Here is a 25,891-nt window from a genome sequence, read left to right as displayed (position 1 = left end):
TATCAGACTAACTTCCACTTCTACTAGCGGTGGAACTTAGTTTGGGAATTTAGCGTAAGTTGACTATATAAATCATCATAAAAGAGACACGAATAGAGCCTCTTCGTTTCATTCATTAGTTTGGATAGATATATGTTACAAAACCTTCTGAAGTTGTAGTAGGATTGAACCATCCACGTTTATTTCCGATTGTACGGTTTCCACCATAGTTTGATTCAGATACTTGGATGCTTGTTGATGATGAAACAGCTGTAACTACAGCTACGTGTCCATATCCACCATCATTCCAACATGCAATCGCACCAACTTGAGGTGTAGATCCTGTACGGAATCCTGCTGCAGCTGCACTTGTAGCCCACTGTGCTCCATTACCCCAGTAGTCTCCAGCCCAAGGTGCCAATGTCTTAGCTCCCCATGTACACTCACCAGTTGGATAACTTGACGCATTTGTGCTATATGTTGGATGATGTTTCACTAGTGCAGGAGTGTAGCTTGAAGATGATTCAGAGACTGCTTGAACTTCTGCTGTAAAGGTTGTATTTCCAGAAGCAACAACTGTTTGTTCTTGACTTGCTTGTTTAGCTTTATAAGCAGCTTCTGCTTCTGCTGCTGCTTTAGCTTCTGCTTCCGCTGCTGCTTTTTTCTCAAGTAAACTTGCTTTTTCATCCTCTGCTGTAGCCTTTTCAGCAGCAAGGTTCAATTCTGCAGCTTTCAATTCTGCTTGTTTTGTAGTTAATGTTTGAGCATCATCAGCTAATTTTTGTTGATTTGCAATAACTGTATTAATTGCATCATTATTTGCTACTTGTTTTTCAGAAATAGCTTTTTTATCTGCTTTTTGCTGTTCCAACATCTTATTGTTTGCAGATACGATTTCGCTCATTGCAGCAACACGTGAAATAGCTTCTGTAATCGATTTTGAGTTTACAATTGTATTTATATAGCTTGTTGCAGCTCCATTTGTTTGAGCACTACGAGCTTGTTTTTGCAACGAATCATTACGAGATACAATATTCTTAGAAAGTTCTGTAATTTCACCCTCAAGCTTTTTAGATTCAGCTTGTAGTCTATCATTTTCAGATTGCAAGTTTGATTGCTCTGTTTGAATAGCAGATACTTGCTCCTGAATTTGATCAACTTGTTTTTGGGCTTCTTGTTGTTGTGCTGTTAAGTTACTAATTTTATTATCTTGAGCAGCAATTTTGTCATCAGTAGTTTCTGCATGCGCAGTTGTTAAAACAGCAACTTGAGAAACCATTACTGTACTTAGTAAAAGTGACGCTAAGATTTTTTTCTTCATATTACGTAGATACTCCTTCTATTTAAGACAATACTAGTATACCAAAAAAAGACATAATAAATATTACGCCTTTATTACATTTGTATTTCTTTCTCATAGATAAAATTTTTCAAAAATAAACTGAAAAACAATCATCCATATAAGATTCAAAATCATTGATGGAACTAAACTATAGACTATGAACAAAGACATACTATCCACAGTTAAACCTACTACTAATGCAAGTATATATGCCCCCATCTCAAATAGAAAAGTTATGACAATAATTGCCAACATTCTCGTCCAACGATTCAATAAAATAACGCTATTAAATTTATGGAGAAATACCCCCAACAAGACGAACAACAGAGTCGCAATCCCTATCAAGTGGAAAAAGTAAATGTCATAAACCAAACCCACTACAAAACAATAGGCTAAATAGAGATACTCTGATACTTCAATCGTCTCAAATAAGAGAAACAAAAATAGAAAATGACTAGCCAACTGCACGTGGGGGAAAAATGAACCCAAAAGCTGGCTAATATGGGCATCAATTAGAACAAAGAAAGGAAGCAATAAAAACACTCCAACCCGCTTCAGCTGTCTCATTATGAATTCCCCACTAATTCTATCACACTCACATTATGAGTATCTGCACTCAATTTAACAGTTACTTCTCGTGTCAAATAGTCCGTACTATGCGTTGTGGCAACCACTTCACCAACAGGAATATCAGCAACATTAAAGTTTCCTAATCCACCCGTTGTCACCTTATCGCCTGTACTAATATCGCTATTGCTATTTAATTGGCTAATTTTAAGAACTTCATTTTCCTTGTCGTAGCCAACAATAATTCCATAAATTATGGTAGTGCCGTGTTGAATTTTAACAGAAATCTTATCAGCATTTTCCGTATTTGTCAGAAGGTTGACCATAGTAGAGTTCTCCTCCACTTTTGACACACTCCCAATCAAACCACCATTTGCAATGGCTAACATATTTTCAGAAACCCCTTTTGATTTGCCTGCATCCAGGGTCAATTCCTGTTTCCAAGATACTGGAGAACGCATAATAACATCCGCTGCTAAAGTCTTTGTGGCTTGCAACTTGGACTTCATATCAAGCAATTGGCGCAATTGTTCATTTTCTGTCTTTAAACTTTCCGCCTCATTTGATTTAACTTCTAATTGGTAAATCTGTTTCTTCAAACTTTCATTTTCATTATATGTTCGTGTCAAATGAGCCAAATCTGATTTGACAGAATCAAACCACTGAAAAGGTTTTTGTACAACTCTATCAACCAATGAGATTCCATCTCCTAATTTTGTCACAATTGTGCTTGAATAAGTCGTCGCTAAGAGAGCTGAGACAAGCAGAACAGTGACAAAAACAATAATGACATATTTTGATTTTTTAAAACGGTTCATATTCCTACCTTTATATCAAAAACTGTTACAGTAATTTTTTATCAATTCCTGAAAGCTACTAAGATTTTAAGAAAAATAAGCAACAACCAAGTACTAGAATAATAAGAAGGGTCAGCGTATCCTTTCTAGTCCATTTTAGTTGTCGGTATTGACTTCTGCCTTTTCCGCCCTGATACCCACGCGCTTCCATGGCGATAGCCAAGGAATCTGCACGTTTTAAACTTGTCGCAAAAAGAGGAATCAAAATGGGAATCATAGCCTTCACCTTTTGAACAATGCTTCCTTCACCAAAATCCACTCCACGCGCTTTCTGTGCATTCATAATCCGTGTCGTATCATCCATCAAGGTTGGGACAAAACGCAAACTCATGGACAGCATCAATCCAATTTCATGAACTGGAACTTTCACACGCTTTAAAGGCGCTAACAAAGCTTCGACAGCTGATGCCAGACTTAAGGGCATGGTCGTTAAGGTTAACAAAGTTGAAAAGAAAATAATCAATACAAAGCGACAAAAAATAATTCCAGCTTGTTGCAAAGCATAATCCGTGATTCTCACAAACGAAAACTCAAACAAAACATTCCCATTAGAAATGAAAAAAAGTTGAAAAATAGTTGTGAAGGCAATCAAGAAAAACATAGATTTCAAGCCCTGAATAAAAAATGAAAGAGATACTCCTGACAAGGCAATAAATATCCCTGTCGCTATAAAAAGAATTAGATTCGTCAAGGGATTATTAGCCCAAAACACAATCAAAATTAGTAGCATCATAGCCAATAATTTGCTACGTGGATCCAATCGGTGAACAATCGAATCCCCTGGGATATAACGCCCCAAAATCATACTATCCATTTAGAGACTCCTTGAACTTCTCTATCTTAATCGGTAATCGTTTAAATGATACGCCTCTATCAGCCAATCGTTTACAAAAGGCCGTAATTTTAGGCACTCCCAACTGCACTTCTTCCATAAAGACAACATCTTGAAAAACATCACTTGGCTTACCACCCTTAACTAGACGTCCCTTTTCCATCACATAGACTTGATTCGCATATTCGGCAACATCATCCATCAAATGCGTTACCAAGACGATAGTCATCCCTGACTGGTGGAGTTTTTTGAACAAATTCATCAACTCTTTTCTACCCAGAGGATCCAGACCTGCTGTGGGTTCATCTAAGACTAATATAGCTGGCTCCATTGCAAGTATACCTGCAATGGCCACACGTCTCATTTGTCCCCCTGACAGCTCAAACGGGCTACGATTAAAAAGTGATTCATCAATTCCAACCAGAGCCAGTTTCTCACGCGCAATCTGCTCCGCATCTTCTTCAGAAACTCCAAAATTTTGCGGTCCAAAGGCAACATCTTTCAAAACCGTTTCTTCAAAAATCTGATTTTCAGCAAACTGAAATACCAAGCCAACCTGTTTTCTAATTTGACGAATATCTTTATTTTTAGAAGTCGAGGTGATTAAGGTATCAAAAACCCGCACACTCCCTTGACTTGGAATCAATAAACCATTTAAAAGTTGTAAAATAGTTGATTTGCCACTACCTGTGTGGCCAATTAAAGCCGTATAAGAACCATCTTCAATCGTCAAAGAAACATCTGACAAAGCTGTTGAAGCTAAGGGAGTCCCTTCTTGATACGTAAAACTCACATTTTCTAGAGCAATTCCCATAGCTTATCCTCTAGCTCACTTTCTGTCAAATAATTTTCAGGTAAATCATAGCCATTCTGGCTCAAAGAATGTTTTAATTGATTGGCAAAAGGATCGTCTAATCCAATCTGGTCTAAATCATTTCGAGAGAAAAGTTCTCTTGGGCTACTGGTTGACTCAATTTCTCCTTTTTTCATGACCAATACGCGATCACTCATGGCAACTTCTTCCAAGTCATGTGTAATGGAAATGACCGTCATATCATAGTCTTTTCGAATTCCTTTTACTGTCTCAATCAGTTCTCTACGACCCTCAGGATCCAACATACTCGTTGCTTCATCTAGGATTAGAATCGCTGGTCTTAGGGCTACAACACCTGCAATAGCCACACGTTGCTTTTGACCACCTGACAGACGTGCTGGCTCTCTCTTTTTAAAGTCCAACATGCCAACCAAATCCAGAGCTTCTTCCACTCTCTTTTTCATTTCTTGACGAGAAAGTCCCTGATTTTCCAAACCAAAGGCAACATCATCTTCAACAGTCGCTCCAACAAATTGATTGTCTGGATTTTGAAAAACCATACCGATTTGACGACGTATACTCCAAATATTTTCCTCAGTCAACCGTTGACCATCAATTACAATCTCTCCAGATTCTGCTTCCAGTAAACCATCAATTAATCGAACCGTCGTTGATTTACCACTACCATTATGCCCTACAATCGAAAGCCATTCTCCACGTTTCACGTGAAACGTAATATCTTTCACATCATAGTATTCCTGACTTTCCTTATAGCGAAAAGAAAGATTTTTTACATCAATTATTGATTTCATTTCGAACCAAATGTCCCTTTAAATACATAGGCACTACCCTTGAAATAATCATAGCCAGAGTAGATAGTGAAAAACAAGGCTACATAAAGTAGAACTTGACCAAGCAAAGTCCAATGTAATAGCAAGAAAATAATCGCAAACATCTGGCTGAAAGTTTTAATTTTTCCAGGCATTGCTGCTGCTAAAACTGTCCCACCAGTTTCAACCAATAAAAGTCTCAAACCTGTCACAGCCAACTCACGACAGATAATCACTGCAACAATCCAAGCTGGAGCCATACCTAACTCAATCAGCATAATAAAAGCAGACATAACTAGTAACTTATCCGCCATAGGATCTGCAAATTTACCAAAATTACTGACCACATTCCATTTACGAGCTAAATATCCATCTAAATAATCGGTAATACTGGCAATAGCAAAGATAATAGCTGCTACTATATGACTCTCTATCGAATTTCCTATCGTTAAAATAAAGATAAAAATAGGTATAAAGAGAATTCGACCTATTGTTAAGAGATTTGGAATTTGTTCTTTTTTCATTCGTTTTTCCTTAATTCTTAGTGAAAGTTACAATGATTTTTCCAGTCTGAGCTGTTAATTTCGATAAGTCAACAGTCTGATTATCTACTGTTAAGGCGACACCTTTGACAACACCTAAAGTAATGGTCACAGGATTTTTGGTTGAAACTGTTGTTTCCGCACTTTTATTATCCGGTGATAAAGTTATACCACCCTCAAGCTCACTTTCTGAAACACTAACCCAACTTCTAGCATCTGAGACTGATAATTGCAATTTTGCAGTTTCCTTACTTGTTTTATAAGCAACTTCTACTCTATTTCCTTCACCTGATACCGTTATAGCGGATTCAATATTCGAAGAACTGCTTGATGAACTAATACTTGTAGATTGAGCTACAGAGCTAGCCGAGCTTGTTGCTTGGACTACACTATAACTAGACACAGATGAACGCTCCGGTTGAGTCTGAAGATAATTCCAAACATAATAAGTCACAAAAATGACAATCGATAGTGCAAAGAGTATAAAATAAAATAAAGGTAAAAATGAGGTCTTATTTTTCTTACTTGAACGTCTCCTGCCTGTCAACTCATCTTCATCAACATCTACTTCTTCATAAGTAATCATGCTCCCAGAATCATAAGCATCCAAGACAATTCTCTCATCTAGCTCAACTGCCCACGCATATTTTCTCAAAAAAGAACGAGTATAAAATGGACTAGGAAGTTGATCAAAATCATCAGCTTCCATCGCTTCTAACATATCCAACTGAATTTCTGTTTTTTTATGTAATTCTTCTAAACTCAATCCCTGATTGATTCTAGCTAATCGTAAAACCTCACCAATTGTTTTTTTCCTCATACTTGTCATCCCTTCTTTCTAGTGTCTATTATGATAGGTTACTACGATGGGAATATTGTAAAATCAACTATATCCCCTTCATCTATTAAGTGATGTCCTGCTTCAAGGACATCCTCTAAAGTGATTTCCTGTAAAATTTTCGGCAAATCAAAGATTGTCTCACCTTGTCCAAAAGCATCATACTGAGTTGCAATAAATTCAAGAGAGTTCATGCTACTGAAAAATTCTCCAAACATTTCTCTTTTTATAATATCTAAATGTTCCTCTGTAATATCTAAATCCTTTGTAAAATTACGAATGGCCTTCCTAAACTGATGAGATAAAGAAACTGGCTCTTTTGTATCCATTGTCAAAATGACAAAATGAAAGCGACTTGTTACTTCAACTTCCAGAGATAAGGACGCATCAATTTTACCTGATTCATAACATTTTTGAAAACGATCCGAAGTCCAACCAAACATCATTGCAAATAATAATTTTAATAAAATATGATGTCGATAGCAATCATCCTCAGCAACTTCTCGCTTACCTCTAATCCCAATCGCTAATTTAGGAGAAGACACTTCCATTCTCATACTGTCTGTTCGCTTTACATCTTGTAAAACAAACTTTTCTCTTGCTACTTCCTGAACATCTAAATCTTTCAGTTCTTTGCTTTCAAAATAGTCCTGTACTTGATCCACATCAAAATTGCCAACTAAAAACAGAGACATGTTTACAGGTTTGTAAAACCTTGTAAAATTTTCTTGCAAATTAGTTAGATTGACTTGGGAAATGGACTCCTCGCTTCCAACTATATCCGTTGCTAAAGGTGTGCCAGGATATAAATTTGCTAAAGTTGAAAAGAATAAACACGAATCTGGATCATCTTGATACATTTCTCGTTCTTGCTGAATAATATCCTGCTCTCTTAAAATGGAATCTTCAGTAAAGTGTGCTGATGTTACCAATTCATCAAGTAAGTCTAAATTTTCTAAAAAATGATCCGTTGATGAAAAAAGATAACTTGTTTTTGTAAAGCTTGTAAAGGCATTACTATCTGCACCTAGACTAGTAAAAGCCGACATCAAGTCGCTAGAATCTTCTCTCTCAAATAATTTATGTTCAAGAAAATGAGCAATTCCTACAGGATATTGTTTTACATCTCCGTCAACTTCTGTGACAAGCGTATCTACCGAACCAAACTGTACAGTTACACTCCCGTAAACCTCTTTAAATTCCTTTTTAGGCAAAAGAGCAACTGTCAATCCATTTGACAAACGAGTTCGATAAACCATTTCTTTTACAGTTGGATAGTATTTTTCTTCAAAAACAACCTTTGTCATTCTATTCCTTCCATAAAGTAAATCGCCTGTAGTTTCACATTATTAGCTGCTCTACAAATAGCATCTTTGTCAACTTGCTCGAGTTTTGCAATCCAACTTTTAAAATCTGCTGAAGATTTTCCAAGTAAGGCATTTTGATAAGCACGTTCAATCAATGAACCTTGATTATCTTGAGAAAGTAATAAAGACCGACGAATCATTTCTTTGGTCTGCTCTAACTCAAGCTCTGTAAAATATCCTTTTTTTAAATCAATCAGTTGATTATTCATCATTTTACGAGCCTGGTTACGATTTTCTCGATTGATACCAGCATACATCCTCAAGAATCCACTAAACAAATCGAGCTGACTGGAAATAGTATAAGCCAATCCAGCATTTTCACGGACATTTGTAAAGAGCTTAGAATGAGCAAATCCACCAAGTAAACCATTCATTACAATCATGGGTAAATGTTGCTCATCGCCATATTCAGCAGAGCAATAATATCCCAACTCTAAAATAGACTGTCCCACATTTTTCCGAACCATACCTTCCTGAAGGATATTGGAATAAGGCTGACAATACTGAACCTTCACATCTCCTTTTCGACCTTTAAAGGCAAATGATTCTAATACATTTTGAATTTCAACCTCATTAAAATCACCTAGGAAAAAGAAATCTATTCGATCATTGGCCAAAAATTCTTGGAAACAAGAATAAGAACTCCGTGGAGTTTCATCTAAAATACGATTTCGTAAATCACTATATTCCAATTGAAGACGTTCATCATGAAAAAATAATTTATCCAATTCTTTATGTGCGAAATAAAAAGAATCATCCATATCAGCTGCTAAACTTGCTAGCAATTGTTTTTTCTCAATTTCAAATAAGGTCGAATCAAACCCATTATCAACTACTACGGGTGAAAAAAGAGTTTCTTTTACAAATTCCAAAACCTGAGAAGTTAGAACATTTTTCCTACTTAAAAACTCATCACGAACATAGGTAAATGTCAATTCTACAATGTGACTTTGCCCTCTTCTGAAACAATTGGTTGACATATCTGTACCGTATAGACTGGCCAAATGTCTTCTCAAATTTTGAGAAGTGGGATACATCTGATTAGCAGTCTCTAGCATACTCGCACTCAACATGCGACCTGCAATCGTATCGAGGGATAATGGAGCGGTAAAACGCACGGTGATTTTGTTCGTTTTAAACTTTTTTGATTGGATAAAATGTGTTGAAATTCCATGCACTAACTCCATGATTTACCTCCTTATATACAGACTTCTATTATATCACGAAAACCTGAAATTTTCTTGTTCTCTGTAACACTTTTGAAATAAAAATCGCTTACATTTCTCCCTGTTTCTCTCACTATTTTTAGGAAAATATGGTATAATACCAAAGATTGAGGTGAATTATGGAATACAAATTATTTGAAGAATTTATTACCCTCCAAGCACTACTCAAAGAACTTGGAATTACACATAGCGGAGGAGCTATTAAATCATTTCTCTCTGAACATTCTGTTTACTTTAATGGGGAATTAGAGAATCGTCGTGGTAAAAAACTTCGTATTGGCGATAAAATTGATATCCCTGACATGAATATTGACATCTTGTTGACACAACCTACTTCTGAGGAGCAAGATGAATACCAAGCTGATAAAGTTGAAAAAGAACGAATCGCTAAACTTGTTAAAGAGATGAACAAGGGAGTAAAAAAAGATAAATCAAAACCTACTTCATCACCCAAAAGCAGACAAGCTCCGCGATTCCCTGGTAGATAATCATGTGGCTACAAAACCTATCTCTCAAGACTTTTCGTAATTACAAAGAGACGAAAATAGACTTTAATCCTAAATTGAATGTCTTTTTAGGACGCAATGCACAAGGAAAAACAAACATGTTAGAGGCTATCTATTTTTTAGCCTTAACACGCAGTCATCGAACTCGAACAGATAAAAATCTCATTCATTTTGATGAGGAACAACTTCATCTTTCAGGTCTTGTTCAGAAAAAAACTGGATCTATTCCTCTCGAAATCGAACTAACACAAAAAGGCCGTGTGACAAAAGTTAATCATTTAAAACAGGCACGCCTTTCAGACTATGTCGGACACATGAATGTTGTCTTATTTGCTCCTGAAGATCTACAACTAATTAAAGGAGCACCTTCGGTTCGACGAAAATTCATTGATATGGAACTTGGACAAATCAAGCCAATCTATTTATCTGACTTAACCAATTATAACCACATCCTAAAGCAAAGAAACACTTACCTAAGATCAGCTCAAAAAATAGATGAAACCTTCCTTTCAGTCTTAGATGATCAGCTAGTTGATTATGGATGTCGTGTAATGAATCACCGCTTAGATTTCATAAAAAAACTAGAGCATTTTGGTCGTAAGAAACATTTTGAACTTTCTAATCAGATTGAAGAGCTGTCAATATCCTATCAATCTTCTGTAAAGATAACTGACAAGGAAGACTTATCAGAATCTTTCAAAATTGCTTTAGAAAAAAGTAAATCCAGAGATTTATTTAAAAAGAATACTGGTGTTGGTCCTCATCGAGATGACATTTCTTTTTATATAAATGGGATGGATGCTAGTTTTGGAAGTCAAGGTCAACATCGTAGTCTCGTCCTCTCGATAAAATTAGCAGAAATCGAGTTAATGGAAAGTATTACTACAGAATCTCCAATATTACTGCTTGACGATGTTATGAGCGAACTTGACAACACTAGACAACTAAAATTATTAGAAACGATTTCTCATTCAATCCAAACCTTTATCACAACAACAAGCTTAGATCATCTTCGAAATTTACCAACAAATCTAAGTATCTTCACTATTCAGGATGGTAAAGTTTCTGTAAATTACAATTGACAATATTGTAAAAGAACTCCTATTTCCACGGGAGTTCTTTTCATTGTTTTTTACATAGAATAATTTGGTGCCTCATTAGTAATTTGTACATCATGAGGGTGGCTTTCTTTCAAACCAGCACCAGACATTTCAATAAATTGAGCATTATCGTGTAGTTCTTTAAGGTTAGCTGCACCACAGTAACCCATACCAGAGCGAATACCTCCAATCATTTGGAAGACAATATCAGCTGCCGCACCTTTATAAGCAACACGACCTTCAATTCCTTCTGGAACAAGTTTGTTTGCTTCATTGACAGAACCTTGGAAGTAACGATCGCTTGAACCTTTCTTCATAGCAGCAATTGATCCCATACCACGGTAAGTCTTAAACTTACGTCCTTGGAAGATTTCAGTTTCGCCTGGAGCTTCATCAGTTCCAGCAAACATTGATCCAAGCATAACTGCATTTCCACCAGCCGCAAGTGCTTTTACAATATCTCCAGAATACTTGATTCCACCGTCAGCAATAATCGTTTTTCCATATTCACGCGCAACAGCTGCAGCATCGTAGATAGCTGTTACTTGCGGAACACCAACACCAGCAATCACACGAGTAGTACAGATAGAACCTGGTCCAATCCCAACCTTGACAACGTCTACACCTGCTTCATAAAGGGCACGCGCTCCCTCAGCAGTAGCAATATTTCCAGCAATCAAAGTACGATCTGGGAAGTGAGCACGAATCTCAGCAATTTTACGCAAGACACCTGCAGAATGACCATGTGCAGTATCAATAACAATCGCATCCGCTCCTGCCTCAAAAAGAGCCTCTGCACGTTCAAATGTATCTGAAGTAACACCTACTGCACCTGCAACTAGAAGACGACCAAACTCATCTTTAGCAGCATTTGGAAACTCAATAACTTTTTCAATATCTTTGATAGTAATCAAACCAGAAAGACGACCTTCTTCATCTACCAAAGGAAGCTTTTCAATACGGTGTTCTTGAAGAATGCTCTCAGCTGTTGCAAGATCTGTACCCACAGGAGCAGTAACAAGATTTTCACTGGTCATATGATTTGAGATTGGTTGGTTATAGTCTGAAATAAAACGAAGATCTCGGTTTGTTAAAATACCAACCAATTTACGATTTTCAAGTGTTTCAACAACTGGAACACCACTGATACGGTAACGTCCCATAAGCTCATCTGCTTCAGCAATTGTATGTTCAGGCGTCAAGAAGAACGGATCAATAATAACTCCATTTTCAGAACGTTTTACCTTACGAACCTCTTCTGCTTGTTGAGCAATTGACATGTTTTTATGGATAACTCCGAGACCGCCTGCACGAGCAATAGCAATGGCCATTTGACTCTCTGTAACTGTGTCCATGGCGGCGGTAATAATTGGGATATTTAAAGTCAAATTATCTGCCAATTTAGTTGTTAAATCTGCATCGTTAGGTAACACATGACTTTCAGCTGGAATAAGCAATACATCATCAAAGGTAAAACCTTTTTTCAAAAATTTAGTGTCCCAATTAGACATTCGAAGTTTCCTCTTTTCTTTCTTTTTGAGCTTGACTCTTTTTATATTGTATCTATCATACCATTCTATAAAAATTTGTCAAATGTTACAGGGGTAAATAAAAAACTATCTTTTCTTCGAGAGAGAAATGATAGTTTCTTGTAAAATAAACTTAGTTAAAGTAATGAAGTCCCATTGCTCCTTTAACCTCAGATAGGGTTTGACCTGCAACTTCACGCGCTCTTTCACTACCTTTTTGAAGCATATTGTAAACTTCTCCCATATCCTTAGCAAATTCGATACGGCGCTCACGAATAGGACCAAGTTCACGTTCTAATATTTCAAGTAGATAACGCTTGGTCTTCACATCACCAAGACCACCTCGTTGATAATGTTCTTTCATGTCAGCAATTTCTTGAGCATCTTCTGGGCGACCAAAAACATCTAGATAATGGAAAACCATATTTCCTTCAATTTTACCTGGATCCTCAACGCGGATATGTTCTGGATCTGTATACATACTCATTACTTTTTTACGCAAAGTATCCGCATCATCAGCTAAATAAATACCATTATTGAGTGATTTAGACATTTTAGCATTTCCATCTAAACCAGGTAAACGCCCTGCTCTCTCATTTTCTGGATAAATACCTTCCGGCTCTACCAAGACATCACAGTTATATGCATTGTTAAAAGAACGAACAATTTCGCGAGTTTGCTCAATCATTGGTTTCTGATCTGTCCCAACAGGAACATAATTAGCCTTAAAAGCTGTGATGTCAGCTGCTTGAGCTATTGGATAGACCAAGAATCCTGTCGGAATACTTTCTCCAAATCCTTTCTGAGCAATTTCTGTCTTGACAGTTGGATTACGCTCCAAACGTGCTAATGACACCAAATTCATATAATACATAGACAACTCAGCCAACTCTGGAATCTGGCTTTGAATAAAGATTGTTGATTTACTTGGATCCAATCCAACTGCAAGGTAATCCAAAGCCACATTTCCGATAGACTCTACAATGGTTTGAGGATCTTTAGCATGATCTGTCAAAGCTTGTTGGTCAGCCAAGAACACAAACATATCATACTTATCCTCTTCCTGTAATAATACTCGATTTTTGAGACTTCCAACATAATGTCCAATATGCAATTTTCCTGTTGGACGGTCTCCTGTTAAAATAATGGGTTTAGTCATTTTATTCTCCTTCGATATGGTCCCTTCAATTATAGCATTTTTTTAATGAAATAACTGCAATTTATTAAAATAAATCAACCTTGCTATTTACGGATTTGTGTAAAGTGTACTGTAAATTTAATTTACAAAAAATTGACAGATAAAAATTTGAATATTTCCGTATTTTCTAGTAGAATAAATATATTACACATATAGGAGAAAAACATTGCTTACAGTATCTGATGTTTCACTACGTTTTAGTGATCGCAAACTTTTTGATGATGTCAATATCAAATTTACAGAAGGAAATACTTACGGATTAATCGGTGCTAATGGTGCCGGAAAATCAACCTTTTTAAAAATTTTAGCTGGAGATATCGAACCTACTACTGGTCACATCTCTCTTGGTCCAGATGAGCGTCTCTCTGTTCTTCGTCAAAATCACTTTGACTATGAAGATGAACGTGCCATTGATGTTGTTATCATGGGAAATGAAAAACTTTATAGCATCATGAAAGAGAAAGATGCCATCTACATGAAGGAAAATTTCTCAGATGAGGATGGAGTGCGTGCTGCCGAACTCGAAGGAGAGTTTGCCGAGCTTGGAGGTTGGGAAGCAGAAAGTGAAGCCTCTCAACTCCTTCAAAACCTAAACATTCCAGAAGAATTGCACTATCAAAACATGAGCGAATTGGCCAACGGTGAAAAAGTAAAAGTTCTCCTTGCCAAAGCACTTTTTGGTAAACCTGATGTTCTTCTTTTGGACGAGCCTACCAACGGTTTAGACATCCAATCTATTACTTGGTTAGAAGACTTCTTGATTGACTTTGATAACACCGTTATCGTAGTATCCCACGACCGTCACTTCTTAAACAAAGTATGTACTCACATGGCCGACCTTGACTTTGGAAAAATCAAGCTCTATGTCGGAAACTATGACTTCTGGAAGGAATCTTCTGAACTCGCTGCTAAATTGCTAGCAGACCGTAATGCTAAAGCAGAAGAAAAAATTAAACAATTGCAAGAATTCGTAGCTCGTTTCTCTGCTAATGCTTCTAAATCAAGACAAGCAACATCACGTAAGAAAATGCTTGATAAGATTGAACTTGAAGAAATTGTACCATCTAGTCGTAAATATCCATTTATCAACTTTAAAGCAGAGCGTGAGATTGGTAATGATCTCTTGACAGTAGAAAATCTAACTGTAAAGATTGATGGTGAGACTATTTTAGATAATATCAGCTTTATCTTGCGTCCAGGTGATAAGACCGCGCTTATTGGACAAAATGACATCCAAACGACTGCATTAATTCGTGCAATCATGGGGGACATTGACTATGAAGGAGCTGTCAAGTGGGGAGTAACTACTAGCCGTTCTTACTTGCCAAAAGATAACTCGGCAGATTTTGCAGGAGGAGAGTCAATCCTTGACTGGTTGCGTCAATTCGCAAGTAAAGAAGAAGATGACAATACTTTCCTACGTGGTTTCCTCGGCCGTATGCTCTTCTCTGGAGATGAGGTTAACAAACCTGTCAACGTCTTATCAGGGGGAGAAAAAGTCCGTGTCATGCTTTCAAAACTCATGCTCTTGAAATCAAATGTCCTTGTACTTGATGATCCAACCAATCACTTAGACTTAGAATCTATCTCAAGCTTGAATGATGGATTGAAAAACTTTAAAGAATCAATCATCTTTGCCAGTCATGACCACGAGTTTATTCAAACTCTAGCTAACCATATCATTGTCTTGTCTAAAAATGGCGTTATCGATCGTATTGATGAAACCTACGATGAATTCCTAGAAAATGCAGAAGTACAAGTAAAAGTTAAAGAACTTTGGAAAGACTAAATAAAACTTCAAAACTCAGTTGGGTTAACCAGCTGAGTTTTCTAACATTTTATGAGGTAACATGAAATTATTTTTTAAAACATATTGGACCTATTTTGTTTCTTTCATCATTCCCATAATCATTATGACAGGAGTATATCTATCTCAAGGTATCTACTGGAATAGCGACAACTCTCCTCTATTAGGAGATGGCTTTCATCAATACGTTATTTTTGATGTAGCTTTACGAAATATCCTACATGGAAATGGTAGTCTGTTTTACACCTTTACAAGTGGCCTTGGATTGAATTTCTATGCCCTATCTAGTTATTACTTGGGAAGTTTCCTTTCACCTCTAGTTTACTTTTTTAATCTGTCGAATATGCCAGATTCTGTCTATCTGACAACTCTCTTAAAATTTGGATTGATTGGATTGTCAACTTACTTTAGTTTAAATAAATTATTTCAATCGATTCCTAAGCCTTTAAAACTAGCTTTATCTACTTCCTATGCTCTGATGAGTTTCACTGTTAGTCAACTAGAGATAAAGACCTGGCTAGATGTTTTTATCTTGATTCCTTTAATTATAACTGGTTTACACCTGCTTATCACTGAAAAAAAATTCTTATTGTACTTTACAAGTCTGTCAATTTTATTTATTCAAAATTATTATTTTGGCTATATGGCAGCATTGTTTCTTATTTTCTGGTATCTCTGTCAAATTTCGTGGGACTTTAAAACCCGAAAATCATCTGTTCTTGATTTTGTCGTGACCTCCTTTTTAGCTGGTATGGCTAGTTTGATTCTGACCCTTCCTACTCTGTTTGATTTACAGACACATGGAGAAAAATTGACTGAAGTTACAAAGTTTCAAACTGAAAGTAGCTGGTATCTTGATCTCTTTGCTAAGCAATTCATCGGTTCCTTTGACACAACCAAGTATGGGGCTATTCCAATGATTTTTGTAGGACTACTTCCCCTTATTTTGACCATTTTATTTTTTACGCTGAAATCTATTAAGTTTCACGTGAAACTTATCTATGCAATCTTCTTTACATTTCTAATTGCAAGCTTTTATATAGAAGCTCTTGATTTATTTTGGCAAGGCATGCATACTCCAAACATGTTTTTACATCGCTATGCTTGGATTTTCTCTACCCTGTTAATTTACACAGCAGCAGAAGTCTTAAATCATCTGAAAGAAATTAAAGTCTGGAATTTTTTAGCTTCTCTTTTTCTTGTAGTAACAGGATTTTTAGCCACCATCTATCTAAAATCGCATTATTCTTTTTTAACAGATTTGAATATTCTGCTGACTCTTGAATTTGTGGTTGTCTATTCTCTTTTACTCCTTGCAGTTATTAAAAAGTTTATCTCTGTAAATCTATTTGCCACTCTAATCTCTTTATTTATAATGGTTGAAATGAGTTTAAATGCTTCATCTCAAATAGATGGAATTGCTAAGGAATGGGGATTTGCTTCTCGAAGTGCATATAGTAGAGATATCCCAGCTATGAAATCTTTCTCAACATATATTGGGAATTCATTTACTCGTACTGAGAAACTAGAGACTCAGACAGGAAATGACAGTATGAAATTTAACTACAATGGAATCTCTCAATTTTCATCTGTTCGAAATCGTTCAGCAAGCTCTACTTTGGATAAACTTGGTTTTAAATCCTCTGGGACCAATCTCAATCTCCGCTATGCCAATAATAGTATTTTGGCTGATAGTTTATTTGGCATCCAGTACAATATCTCAGAAAACCCTATTGATAAGTATGGTTTCCAAGATGTATATCAAAAAGATAATCTTACCCTATATGAAAATCAATTCTCTCTTCCGATTGCCTTTGCTAGTCAATCTGTTTACAATGATGTCAATTTCACTGAACATACTCTAGATAATCAGGCCTCGTTTTTAAATCAACTTGCTAACGTCAATTTTGATTATTTTTCTTCAATACCTTATGAAAAAACTGAATATACTGATGATTTGATTAGTGTTACAAGTTCGTCAAATGAGAATGCAACAATCCAGTATCAAATTGAAGTACCAGAAAACAGCCAAGTTTATCTTTCTTTCACAAATCTTCACTTTTCTAATGATAAACAAAAGAATGTTGACATCCTTGTAAATGGTGAAAAAAAGACTTTTACAACTGATAATGTCTTCTCCTTCTTTAATCTAGGTTATACAAAAGAGAAAAAAACTTTCAATATTCATGTTAGTTTCCCTGGAAATTCACAAGTATCATTTGAATCTCCTACCTTCTACCGTTTAGATACCCAAACTTTAACTGAGGCAATTCAAAAAATTAAAGAACAACCTGTAACAGTATCAACTTCTAAAAACAAGGTTTTTTCTACATATGATGTCCAACAAGATACATCCATTTTCTTCACCATTCCTTATGACAAAGGTTGGTCTGCCTACCAAGATGGTAAGAAAATAGAAATTAAACAAGTTCAAACTGGATTTATGAAAGTTGATGTTCCAAAGGGAAAAGGAACAATTACACTTTCCTTTATTCCTAATGGTTTTGTTATTGGAGCAATCTGTTCCTTTACTTCTCTTTTACTATTTGCAATCTATAATCACAAACGAAAGTCATCTAAGACATAAAAAATCGACCAGTTAATCGGTCGATTTTTAATCTTCTTCCATTTTCTTAGGTTGATAGGCTAGCATACCTAAAACAGTAAATAGAGTTAATATCACAACAAAGAAAATGACTTGATGATGAATATTTCCTGTCATAGAGATTGTTTGTCGTAATCCCGAAACTGAATAACTCATTGGTAACCAAGAACTAATAGCTCTAAAGAAATCATTTGTCAAGGCAAGTGGATAAGTACCTGCACTTGATGCTAACTGTAATAAAAGCAAAATAAGAGAAAAGAAAGCTCCTATACGGCTATTCCATGTTGTTAAAGCGGTCACCATAGACATGAATACTAAACTTGTTAGGATAATGAGAATAAATGTTCTCATTTCATGATTAGCCGTTAGACCAATAAGATGAACTCCTCCATATACCAAAATTCCTGCCAAAACAGCTATAATACCATTTATTTCTGCTCGAGATTTCAACCAAGCCCAACGACTCTCTGGATGATGTCCTGAAGGCAACTTCGCAAATATCATATTCGTTGATATTGCTGCAACAAAGAGAGCAACTGATATCATATAAGGAGTCATTGCAATTCCATTTACAGGAACTTGGTCATTGTCAGTTTTGGAGAGACTGAGAGGATTTGACAAAATCTCTGCATTTTTAGATTCTGTTGATGCTGACTTGAGTTGATCACTAGCATTACTTAGTCCTTGTCCTAAAGAAGCAACTCCTATCTGTAAACCTTCCAATCCAGAAGTTAACTTTGTTCCAACTTCTGCTAGTTTCCCAGCTCCATCTGCCAATTTATTAGCTCCACTTTCTAATTGAGAAGCACCTGAAATTAACTGACTGGATTTGTCAGCTAGTTGGCTAGATCCTGACTGCAATTTATCAACTCCTGCTATCAATTCTTGACTCTTTTGATTCAATTGGTTGGAGCCAGTTGATAATTTTTCAATACCAGATACTAATTCTGGAGTTTTTTCAACTAATTGACCAACTCCTGCTGTCAATTTAGAAGATTTTTGTGTCAAGGTAGTTGAGCCTGAAACTAGTTGATCCAAACTACCTATCAAGGTGGAATTCTTTTCACTTAGTTGACTTGCGCCCTGAGAAACTTTATCAACACCTGCAGTATATGCGTTTACACCTGATACAATCGACTGACTGGCAGGAACTAATTTACTCGTCACTGCTCCTTGTATATCTGTTAATCCACTTGACAATCCTGTCAAAGAAGTAGAAGCAAGCGGTAATACTTGATTAGCTTGATTTTTTTAAAATTGAAAGATTAGAAGATTGATTTTGTAAGTTTTCTAAATTGCCATGTAAACCTTGTACTAAAGCTACAATTGACTGAGCCGATTGAATACTATCAGTTGAATTTTGAGATACAGAAGCACTTATTTCAGCTTGTTGCTCACTTGTCAAGGATTGATAAGCTGCTGTCGATTGAATATTGGCTAATGTAGTTGCTTTTTCAGACTGAGCACTTGCTAACATTTGATTAGAAAGAAATACTATACTTGATAAAACAGAATCTAATTGTTTTGTATCTTCAACATCAATATTTTGAATGGCTTGATTTAACTGATTTAGACCAGAAGATAATTGAGCAATTTGATCTTTTTGCTCAGACGAAGCATCTAACTTGCTAGAAAGTTGTTGAATTCCTTCACTTAATTGCTCCACACCCATTCGAAGTGTAGCTGATTGATTAGATAACTGATTCGCACCTGTTGCAAGATTTCCCACTCCATTGGTGTAGGCACTAACACCAGATGAAAATTGATTAAGACTAGCATTAAGCTGAGAAACACCGCCAGTATAGGATTCTACACCAGTATATAATTGATTAATTCCCCTCACTAATTCAGGGCTTTTAGAAGCTAATTGACCTAATCCGCTATCTAATTGACTCACTGTACCAGTATATGTAACTAAACCACTATTAAAATTCCCTAAGCCAAGATGAAGTTGTTCAACACCAGAGACATATGAGGATAATCCTTTAGTAAACCGCTCCGCTCCATTTGAAAATGTTAAACTTGAAGCTGCTAAAGAGTGTAGGTTAGTAGTTAATGTTTGACTTCCTGCCACTAACTGATTCGCTCCATCAGTTAATTTTTCACTACCAGAAGCTGCTTGACTCATGCCATCCTTTAAATCGACCATTTTGTTAAATAATGCTTTAGTATAGGTATCAGTTACATTTGTAGAAACACTCTGCTTTAATTGTGTCATAGCAGAATCACTCATCTTGCTGGCAATAAAACTATGACCACTTGAAGTCTGATAATCGATTTGCATTTGCTCTGGATGATCCGTTAAAATAGAAGCTGCTTTTTCAGATAAATCACTTGGTAAAGTCACTACCATATAGTAATCGCCATCTTCCAATCCCTTCTTTCCTTCATCTTCATCCACGAAATGAAAATCCAAGGTTTTATTTTCTTTTAAATTGGACACCATGTCTTTTCCTATTGCCATAGTATTATCATTATAGGAAGCCTCTTTATCATGATTGACAACTGCCACAGGTAAGTCAGACAATTGACCATACGGATCCCACATTGAGGACAAAAATATGATATTGTACAGAGCTGGAATAAGAGAAATCCCTATCATGACAATAATAAAGGTTGGTTTTTTAAAAATTGCTTTCCATTCTTTAAACATAGTTTCTCCTTTTTTAAACATATTGTCTAAAATTTTGATATAATAGATTATACATTAAAAAATCTAAATTACAAGATAAAAAATCTATTTTTAGACATATGGTCTAATTTGTTTACAAGGAGGAAATATGCAAGAAAGTAACAAACGCTTAAAAACAAAGCGAACTATTGAAAATGCTATGGTACAATTACTGATGGAACAGCCATTTGATCAAATTTCTACTGTCAAGCTAGCAGAAAAAGCCGGAATTAGTCGTTCCAGCTTCTATACTCACTATAAGGATAAGTATGATATGATTGAGCATTATCAAAGCAAGCTATTCCATACATTTGAATATATTTTTCAAAAACATGCTCATCACAAAAGAGACGCTATTTTAGAAGTATTTGAATATCTAGAGTCAGAACCACTTCTGGCTGCCCTTCTTTCTGAAAATGGGACTAAAGAAATCCAAAATTTCTTACGAAATAAACTTCATATCATGCTCAGTACAGATTTACAAAAGCGATTTATGCAACTGAATCTAAATACCACTGAATTAGAATATAGTAGCATCTATCTAACTCACGCACTTTTTGGTGTCTGTCAAACTTGGATTGCACATGGAAAAAAAGAAAGTCCTCAAGAAATAACAGACTTCCTTATGAAAATGCTTGGTGATACAAATTGATACAAAAAGGGAACACGGCTGTGTTCCCTTTTATCTATACTCCGCCAGTAGGACTCGAACCTACGACATCATGATTAACAGTCATGCGCTACTACCAACTGAGCTATGGCGGATAAAATAGTCCGTACGGGATTCGAACCCGTGTTACCGCCGTGAAAAGGCGGTGTCTTAACCCCTTGACCAACGGACCTTCTATCTGTAGCAGATATAACCATTATATCAATTTCTTGCTAATTGTCAATTACTTTTGAGATTTTTTCTCTAAAATATCTTTCAATTTTCTAATTTTTAACCTTGAAATAGGACAACGATGGTCTTCATAAAAAACAATTTCTAGGTTTTTTCGATCAATTTCTCTAATATTGCCTATATTTACCAAAAATGACTTATGAGGAGAATAAAATCTCTGTGTATGTTTGTCCTTTTCCTGAATATCTGTCATGGTACCATAAAATTCTTTTGCAAAATTCTTACCAATAATGCGTAATTTATGAGAGACTCCTGTCGTTTCAATATACAAAATATCATGGTAAGGGATTTTTAAATCATTTCCCTTGTAATTGTAGTCAAAATAATCTACAACATCTTCATTTTCAAGCAACATACTCTTCGTGTAGAAGATATTTTGCTCAATTCTCTTCTTAAACATCTCATCGTTGATATCCTTATCAACAAAATCTAGGGCTGATACCTGGTATTTATAGGTCAGAGTCGCAAACTCTGATCGACTGGTGATAAAGACGATAATAGCGTAAGGATTGTAATGACGAATGAGTTGAGCCACTTCAAATCCCTTTTTCTCAATTCCATGAATATCGATATCTAGGAAATAAAGCTGATTTACTTCATCATTTTCAATGTATTCTTCAAATTCACGGACTTTTCCTGTTGTCTTGTATGATATTGGAATATTCGATTCTTTCGAAATTTCATCCAATATTCTCTCTAGTCTCACTTGATGTTCAATAACATCCTCTAAAATTAAAACTTTCATTCAAATTCCCTCTTAAATCTAATAATTTGTCTAAATGTACTGCCTTCCATCTCTGTTTCTAAAATAATGTTGTTGTACTTATCTAGTAGTTCTTTCACATTATTTAATCCGACTCCGCGATTTCTTCCCTTAGTGGAGAATCCTAAAGCAAATAGATCTCCTGAAGGAGTCATCGTCATTTTACATGAATTCTGAATCACAATCACTGTTTCAGTTTCCATCTTAATAACTGCTACTTCCATCTGCTTTTTATAACTATCAGCTGATCCTTCGACAGCATTGTTCAATAAAACGCTCATGATACGAACCAAATCCAATAGTTCAATTGGAAGCTTAGTAATCGTATCTTTTACTTCCAGTGTAAACTCTACACCATTATTTCGAGCATAGACAATGGACTGAGCAACCAAACTTCGTAAAGCTGAATCTTCTATATTGTTTAAATCAAAGTAAGTGTACTTATCTGAACGCAATTTGTGATTTGCTTTGACCAAAACTTCATTGTAAACTCTGTCAATTTCCTGTAAATTACCACTGTCAATTGCCATCTGCATACTGACAAGCATTCCAGCATAGTCATGTCTAAAACCACGGATTTCATTATACAAGCCAACAATTTCATCTGTATAATTCTGTAAATGTTTCTGTTCAAATTTCTTCTGCTTCAAAGCAATCTCTTTCTCCATTTGAACTTTATGAGAATTCATTGCAAAGAAGGTCAAAAGGAGAGAGATAAAGACAATAGATGACAAAATACTTCCAAAACTATTCAAATGTTTAACCGTACTTACCATATCTGAAACGAAAGATGCAACATGTAACAATAATAAAGCAAAAAATACTTTTTTCAAGAAAGGATAAAGGTAGTCCTTGTCAAAATAGGCTAGTTCCAAATGGAAATAACGAATGATTGTTACGATAACGACATAAGTCAACACCGTTACAACTAAAAAGAATAGGTCATAATATTGTAAAACAAAATTGTCTCCTGTTATAGAGGAAAAAGTTACAGACAGAAAGGTATGAGTGCTCTCATATAAAAGAGATAGTAGTAAACTTAGGAATAGTCCTCTATCCCTCTCATACTGTTTAATCCATTTAAAATAGGAATATAGCATCAAAGGAAATAAAAATGTTACAATCCCTAATTCATCTAAATGTAGAAGATGAAAGGGAAGGCTAAGTACTATTTCTACTAGTAATGTATAAGCACCAAAAACGTATAGTTCCTTTGTTTTTATTTTACCTTTGCAAATTAAACTGTAACTGTGACTAATAATAAAAAAATATAATATAAAATCTACTACTAAGAAAAAATTCATTCTGACACTCCCTTATCTTCTTTTAAGAAAATTAATGAACATTTTATCTATTCTCCTCATCTCCCCACCTTGAATTTTTTGCAAGTCTTTTTCCTTCAAGGCTACAAACTGTTCCAATTTAACTGTGTTTTTCATAATAAAATCTCCTAAAATGTTTTTTTCTTGTAAGCTAACTTACAAAAACCATTATACAAAATGGAATTTCGTTTTAGATAAAATTCTCTCAACTGTCATTTTTTTCTCCCCAAGTGTACTTTTTTAAGAAAAAAGCCGGGAAAATTCCCAGCTTTGCTACTATATTGATCCCAGCAGGATTCGAACCTGCGACCGTTCGCTTAGAAGGCGAATGCTCTATCCAGCTGAGCTATGAGACCTAACACAATCATTCTACCAAAAATTCAATTAAAAGTCAATTTTCTATTTATGATAGGGTGATCCCTGCTGAATTGTAAAAGCGCGATAGATTTGTTCAACAAGGACTAGTCTCATTAACTGATGGGGCAAGGTTAAGCGGCCAAAACTGACAGAAAGATTGGCTCTCTTTTTTACATCCTGTGCTAATCCCAGACTCCCCCCAATAATAAAGGTAAGAGTAGAAAATCCTTTTATAGAAGCTTCTTCTAACTGCTTACTAAATTCTTCCGAGGAGAAAGTTTTCCCTTCTATAGCCAAGACAATAACGAAATCACGGTCACCAACTTTTGATAAAATTCTCTGACCTTCTATTTCTAAAATCTTTTGATTTTCTGACTCACTAGCCCTATCTGGTGTTTTTTCATCTGCTAGCTCAATCATTTCAAGCTTAGCAAATCGAGAAATTCGTTTTGAATACTCTGCAATGCCATCTTTTAAATACTTTTCTTTCAGTTTCCCGACTGTTACAACTTTAATTTTCATGACTCTATTCTAACATATTCTCTATTCTTTCACACCTTATTCACAAAATAAAAGTTAATTTTAACCGAGAAACCACAGATTTTTGAAAGTTATCCACAATCTGTGAAAAACTTTTGTGTTTAAGTTATAATTAAGCTAGTCAGTTTATACTTTCAGTAATTTCAAACATATGGAGGCAAATATGAAACATCTAAAAACATTTTACAAAAAATGGTTTCAATTATTAGTCGTTATCGTCATTAGCTTTATTAGTGGAGCCTTGGGTAGCTTTTCAATAAACCAACTAACTCAAAAAAGTGGTGTAAGCAATTCTAACAACAATAGCACCATTACACAGACTGCCTATAAGAACGAAAATTCAACAACTCAGGCTGTTAACAAAGTAAAAGATGCTGTTGTTTCTGTTATTACTTATTCAGCAAACAGACAAAATAGCGTATTTGGTAATGATGATACTGACACAAATTCTCAGCAAATCTCTAGTGAAGGATCTGGGGTTATTTATAAAAAGAATGATAAAGAAGCTTACATCGTAACCAACAATCACGTTATAAATGGCGCCAGCAAAGTAGATATTCGTTTGTCAGATGGAACTAAAGTGCCTGGAGAAATCGTCGGAGCTGATACTTTCTCTGATATTGCTGTCGTCAAAATCTCTTCAGAAAAAGTAACAACAGTAGCTGAGTTTGGTGATTCTAGCAAGTTAACCGTAGGAGAAACTGCTATTGCCATTGGTAGCCCATTAGGTTCTGAATATGCAAATACTGTCACTCAAGGTATCGTATCTAGTCTCAATCGGAATGTGTCTTTAAAATCTGAAGATGGACAAGCCATTTCTACAAAAGCCATCCAAACTGATACTGCTATTAACCCAGGTAACTCTGGTGGCCCACTAATCAATATTCAAGGACAGGTTATCGGAATTACCTCAAGTAAAATTGCCACAAATGGAGGAACATCTGTAGAAGGACTTGGTTTCGCAATTCCTGCAAATGATGCTATCAATATTATTGAACAGTTGGAAAAGAACGGAAAAGTGATTCGTCCAGCTTTGGGCATTCAAATGGTCAATCTCTCAAATATTAATACAAGTGATATTAGAAGACTGAATATTCCAAGCAGTGTAACATCTGGTGTAGTTGTTCGTTCTGTGCAAGGTAATATGCCTGCAAATGGTCACCTTGAAAAATACGATGTTATTACAAAAGTAGATGATAAAGAGATTGCTTCATCAACAGACTTACAAAGTGCTCTTTACAATCATTCTATCGGAGATACCATTAAGATAACTTACTATCGTAACAGTAAAGAAGAAACTACATCTATTAAACTTGACAAGAGTTCAGGTGATTTAGAATCTTAATTGACATCTATGTAAAGAAAGCTTTACATAAAAGAAAAGATGTGTTAGTGTAG

22 protein-coding genes, 3 tRNA genes and 1 pseudogene are annotated in these 25,891 nt (G+C 35.6%); 6 read left to right on the top strand and 20 right to left on the bottom strand.

Features of this window, described 5'->3' with window-relative positions; translation table 11 throughout:
* Positions 1-115 precede the first annotated feature (115 nt).
* The 10 genes from pcsB to yfmF form a co-directional block, all read right to left on the bottom strand.
* Positions 116-1,300, bottom strand: coding sequence for a peptidoglycan hydrolase PcsB (gene pcsB / locus RWM06_RS03785; RefSeq protein ID WP_042901860.1), 1,185 nt, complete (start codon positions 1,298-1,300; stop codon positions 116-118).
* A gap of 93 nt (positions 1,301-1,393) precedes the next feature.
* Complete coding sequence (mreD, locus tag RWM06_RS03780; protein WP_313970177.1) at positions 1,394-1,888, bottom strand: rod shape-determining protein MreD; 495 nt, start codon at positions 1,886-1,888, stop codon at positions 1,394-1,396.
* Positions 1,888-2,706, bottom strand: a complete 819-nt coding sequence (gene mreC, locus RWM06_RS03775; RefSeq protein ID WP_313970176.1) for a rod shape-determining protein MreC — start codon at positions 2,704-2,706, stop codon at positions 1,888-1,890. Before mreC ends, mreD begins: the two co-directional genes overlap by 1 nt.
* 58 nt (positions 2,707-2,764) lie before the next feature.
* Positions 2,765-3,559, bottom strand: coding sequence for an energy-coupling factor transporter transmembrane protein EcfT (locus tag RWM06_RS03770; RefSeq protein ID WP_313970175.1), 795 nt, complete (start codon positions 3,557-3,559; stop codon positions 2,765-2,767).
* Positions 3,552-4,391: an energy-coupling factor transporter ATPase gene (locus tag RWM06_RS03765; RefSeq protein ID WP_313970174.1), complete on the bottom strand. Its 840-nt coding sequence runs from the start codon at positions 4,389-4,391 to the stop codon at positions 3,552-3,554. The genes RWM06_RS03770 and RWM06_RS03765 overlap by 8 nt, the downstream gene beginning before the upstream one ends.
* A complete protein-coding gene (locus RWM06_RS03760) occupies positions 4,376-5,203 on the bottom strand; it encodes an energy-coupling factor ABC transporter ATP-binding protein (protein ID WP_313970173.1) in 828 nt (275 codons plus the stop codon). The genes RWM06_RS03765 and RWM06_RS03760 overlap by 16 nt, the downstream gene beginning before the upstream one ends.
* A complete protein-coding gene (pgsA, locus tag RWM06_RS03755) occupies positions 5,200-5,745 on the bottom strand; it encodes a CDP-diacylglycerol--glycerol-3-phosphate 3-phosphatidyltransferase (protein WP_000712127.1) in 546 nt (181 codons plus the stop codon). The genes RWM06_RS03760 and pgsA overlap by 4 nt, the downstream gene beginning before the upstream one ends.
* A 10-nt stretch (positions 5,746-5,755) precedes the next feature.
* Positions 5,756-6,583 (bottom strand): cytoskeleton protein RodZ, encoded by an 828-nt coding sequence (gene rodZ / locus RWM06_RS03750; RefSeq protein ID WP_313970172.1) that lies wholly within the window; start codon positions 6,581-6,583, stop codon positions 5,756-5,758.
* Between the two features lie 41 nt (positions 6,584-6,624).
* Positions 6,625-7,908: an EF-P 5-aminopentanol modification-associated protein YfmH gene (gene yfmH, locus RWM06_RS03745; RefSeq protein ID WP_313970171.1), complete on the bottom strand. Its 1,284-nt coding sequence runs from the start codon at positions 7,906-7,908 to the stop codon at positions 6,625-6,627.
* A complete protein-coding gene (yfmF, locus tag RWM06_RS03740) occupies positions 7,905-9,155 on the bottom strand; it encodes an EF-P 5-aminopentanol modification-associated protein YfmF (protein WP_313970170.1) in 1,251 nt (416 codons plus the stop codon). Before yfmF ends, yfmH begins: the two co-directional genes overlap by 4 nt.
* Positions 9,156-9,313: 158 nt before the next feature.
* On the opposite strand from yfmF, the gene yaaA reads away from it, so the two are divergent.
* Positions 9,314-9,682, top strand: a complete 369-nt coding sequence (gene yaaA, locus RWM06_RS03735; RefSeq protein WP_313970169.1) for a S4 domain-containing protein YaaA — start codon at positions 9,314-9,316, stop codon at positions 9,680-9,682.
* A 2-nt stretch (positions 9,683-9,684) separates the two neighbouring features.
* The gene (gene recF / locus RWM06_RS03730) at positions 9,685-10,782 is read left to right on the top strand and encodes a DNA replication/repair protein RecF (RefSeq protein ID WP_313970168.1); all 1,098 of its coding nucleotides are present in this window, start codon (positions 9,685-9,687) and stop codon (positions 10,780-10,782) included.
* Positions 10,783-10,832: 50 nt separating this feature from the next.
* Here the strand turns inward: recF and guaB are convergent, their stop codons facing one another.
* Positions 10,833-12,311 carry an IMP dehydrogenase gene (gene guaB / locus RWM06_RS03725; RefSeq protein ID WP_049521113.1) on the bottom strand — a complete coding sequence of 493 codons (1,479 nt, stop codon included), beginning with the start codon at positions 12,309-12,311 and terminating at the stop codon, positions 10,833-10,835.
* 151 nt (positions 12,312-12,462) lie between these two features.
* Entirely contained in the window at positions 12,463-13,488 is a 1,026-nt protein-coding gene (trpS, locus tag RWM06_RS03720) for a tryptophan--tRNA ligase (protein ID WP_313970167.1), read from the bottom strand.
* A gap of 205 nt (positions 13,489-13,693) precedes the next feature.
* Between trpS and RWM06_RS03715 the strand changes: the two genes are divergently transcribed.
* Positions 13,694-15,316, top strand: coding sequence for an ATP-binding cassette domain-containing protein (locus tag RWM06_RS03715; protein WP_313970166.1), 1,623 nt, complete (start codon positions 13,694-13,696; stop codon positions 15,314-15,316).
* A gap of 61 nt (positions 15,317-15,377) precedes the next feature.
* Positions 15,378-17,921, top strand: coding sequence for a YfhO family protein (locus tag RWM06_RS03710; RefSeq protein ID WP_313970165.1), 2,544 nt, complete (start codon positions 15,378-15,380; stop codon positions 17,919-17,921).
* 27 nt (positions 17,922-17,948) lie between these two features.
* Here RWM06_RS03710 and RWM06_RS03705 read toward each other — a convergent pair.
* Positions 17,949-20,592 (bottom strand): annotated as a pseudogene (locus RWM06_RS03705) (YhgE/Pip family protein).
* A gap of 127 nt (positions 20,593-20,719) precedes the next feature.
* Between RWM06_RS03705 and RWM06_RS03700 the strand changes: the two are divergent.
* Positions 20,720-21,262 carry a TetR/AcrR family transcriptional regulator gene (locus RWM06_RS03700; protein WP_001158275.1) on the top strand — a complete coding sequence of 181 codons (543 nt, stop codon included), beginning with the start codon at positions 20,720-20,722 and terminating at the stop codon, positions 21,260-21,262.
* Between the two features lie 39 nt (positions 21,263-21,301).
* Here the strand turns inward: RWM06_RS03700 and RWM06_RS03695 are convergent.
* The 7 genes from RWM06_RS03695 to rlmH all read right to left on the bottom strand — a co-directional run bounded on the left by RWM06_RS03695 (position 21,302) and on the right by rlmH (position 24,475).
* Positions 21,302-21,375 (bottom strand) — tRNA-Asn (locus RWM06_RS03695).
* A gap of 5 nt (positions 21,376-21,380) precedes the next feature.
* A tRNA-Glu gene (locus RWM06_RS03690) sits at positions 21,381-21,452 on the bottom strand.
* Between the two features lie 51 nt (positions 21,453-21,503).
* Positions 21,504-22,256 carry a competence system response regulator transcription factor ComE gene (gene comE / locus RWM06_RS03685; RefSeq protein WP_000866065.1) on the bottom strand — a complete coding sequence of 251 codons (753 nt, stop codon included), beginning with the start codon at positions 22,254-22,256 and terminating at the stop codon, positions 21,504-21,506.
* Positions 22,253-23,578 (bottom strand): competence system sensor histidine kinase ComD, encoded by a 1,326-nt coding sequence (comD, locus tag RWM06_RS03680; RefSeq protein WP_313970164.1) that lies wholly within the window; start codon positions 23,576-23,578, stop codon positions 22,253-22,255. Before comD ends, comE begins: the two co-directional genes overlap by 4 nt.
* Before the next feature lie 12 nt (positions 23,579-23,590).
* Positions 23,591-23,713: a competence-stimulating peptide ComC gene (gene comC, locus RWM06_RS03675; RefSeq protein ID WP_033684573.1), complete on the bottom strand. Its 123-nt coding sequence runs from the start codon at positions 23,711-23,713 to the stop codon at positions 23,591-23,593.
* A gap of 165 nt (positions 23,714-23,878) precedes the next feature.
* Positions 23,879-23,952 (bottom strand) — tRNA-Arg (locus tag RWM06_RS03670).
* 43 nt (positions 23,953-23,995) lie between these two features.
* A complete protein-coding gene (gene rlmH / locus RWM06_RS03665) occupies positions 23,996-24,475 on the bottom strand; it encodes a 23S rRNA (pseudouridine(1915)-N(3))-methyltransferase RlmH (RefSeq protein WP_033684574.1) in 480 nt (159 codons plus the stop codon).
* Positions 24,476-24,656: 181 nt separating this feature from the next.
* On the opposite strand from rlmH, the gene RWM06_RS03660 reads away from it, so the two are divergent.
* Positions 24,657-25,838 carry a S1C family serine protease gene (locus RWM06_RS03660; RefSeq protein ID WP_313970163.1) on the top strand — a complete coding sequence of 394 codons (1,182 nt, stop codon included), beginning with the start codon at positions 24,657-24,659 and terminating at the stop codon, positions 25,836-25,838.
* Positions 25,839-25,891 lie beyond the last annotated feature (53 nt).

The sequence above is a fragment of the uncultured Streptococcus sp. genome (assembly GCF_963516575.1).
Classification (GTDB): Bacteria; Bacillota; Bacilli; order Lactobacillales; family Streptococcaceae; genus Streptococcus.
Note: the sequence above shows the minus strand (reverse complement) of the source record. Positions and strands in the feature narration are given on the sequence as shown.

What these genes read in the sequence shown, in the direction of transcription:
- RWM06_RS03660 (WP_313970163.1), top strand. Translation starts at nt 24,657, where the DNA reads ATGAAACATCTAAAAACATTTTACAAAAAATGGTTTCAATTATTAGTC.
- trpS (WP_313970167.1), bottom strand. Translation starts at nt 13,488, where the DNA reads ATGACTAAACCCATTATTTTAACAGGAGACCGTCCAACAGGAAAATTG.
- guaB (WP_049521113.1), bottom strand. Translation starts at nt 12,311, where the DNA reads ATGTCTAATTGGGACACTAAATTTTTGAAAAAAGGTTTTACCTTTGAT.
- mreD (WP_313970177.1), bottom strand. Translation starts at nt 1,888, where the DNA reads ATGAGACAGCTGAAGCGGGTTGGAGTGTTTTTATTGCTTCCTTTCTTT.
- pcsB (WP_042901860.1), bottom strand. Translation starts at nt 1,300, where the DNA reads ATGAAGAAAAAAATCTTAGCGTCACTTTTACTAAGTACAGTAATGGTT.
- yaaA (WP_313970169.1), top strand. Translation starts at nt 9,314, where the DNA reads ATGGAATACAAATTATTTGAAGAATTTATTACCCTCCAAGCACTACTC.
- comC (WP_033684573.1), bottom strand. Translation starts at nt 23,713, where the DNA reads ATGAAAAACACAGTTAAATTGGAACAGTTTGTAGCCTTGAAGGAAAAA.
- comD (WP_313970164.1), bottom strand. Translation starts at nt 23,578, where the DNA reads ATGAATTTTTTCTTAGTAGTAGATTTTATATTATATTTTTTTATTATT.
- mreC (WP_313970176.1), bottom strand. Translation starts at nt 2,706, where the DNA reads ATGAACCGTTTTAAAAAATCAAAATATGTCATTATTGTTTTTGTCACT.
- RWM06_RS03760 (WP_313970173.1), bottom strand. Translation starts at nt 5,203, where the DNA reads ATGAAATCAATAATTGATGTAAAAAATCTTTCTTTTCGCTATAAGGAA.
- RWM06_RS03765 (WP_313970174.1), bottom strand. Translation starts at nt 4,391, where the DNA reads ATGGGAATTGCTCTAGAAAATGTGAGTTTTACGTATCAAGAAGGGACT.
- RWM06_RS03770 (WP_313970175.1), bottom strand. Translation starts at nt 3,559, where the DNA reads ATGGATAGTATGATTTTGGGGCGTTATATCCCAGGGGATTCGATTGTT.
- comE (WP_000866065.1), bottom strand. Translation starts at nt 22,256, where the DNA reads ATGAAAGTTTTAATTTTAGAGGATGTTATTGAACATCAAGTGAGACTA.
- yfmF (WP_313970170.1), bottom strand. Translation starts at nt 9,155, where the DNA reads ATGGAGTTAGTGCATGGAATTTCAACACATTTTATCCAATCAAAAAAG.
- pgsA (WP_000712127.1), bottom strand. Translation starts at nt 5,745, where the DNA reads ATGAAAAAAGAACAAATTCCAAATCTCTTAACAATAGGTCGAATTCTC.
- recF (WP_313970168.1), top strand. Translation starts at nt 9,685, where the DNA reads ATGTGGCTACAAAACCTATCTCTCAAGACTTTTCGTAATTACAAAGAG.
- RWM06_RS03700 (WP_001158275.1), top strand. Translation starts at nt 20,720, where the DNA reads ATGCAAGAAAGTAACAAACGCTTAAAAACAAAGCGAACTATTGAAAAT.
- RWM06_RS03710 (WP_313970165.1), top strand. Translation starts at nt 15,378, where the DNA reads ATGAAATTATTTTTTAAAACATATTGGACCTATTTTGTTTCTTTCATC.
- rlmH (WP_033684574.1), bottom strand. Translation starts at nt 24,475, where the DNA reads ATGAAAATTAAAGTTGTAACAGTCGGGAAACTGAAAGAAAAGTATTTA.
- yfmH (WP_313970171.1), bottom strand. Translation starts at nt 7,908, where the DNA reads ATGACAAAGGTTGTTTTTGAAGAAAAATACTATCCAACTGTAAAAGAA.
- rodZ (WP_313970172.1), bottom strand. Translation starts at nt 6,583, where the DNA reads ATGAGGAAAAAAACAATTGGTGAGGTTTTACGATTAGCTAGAATCAAT.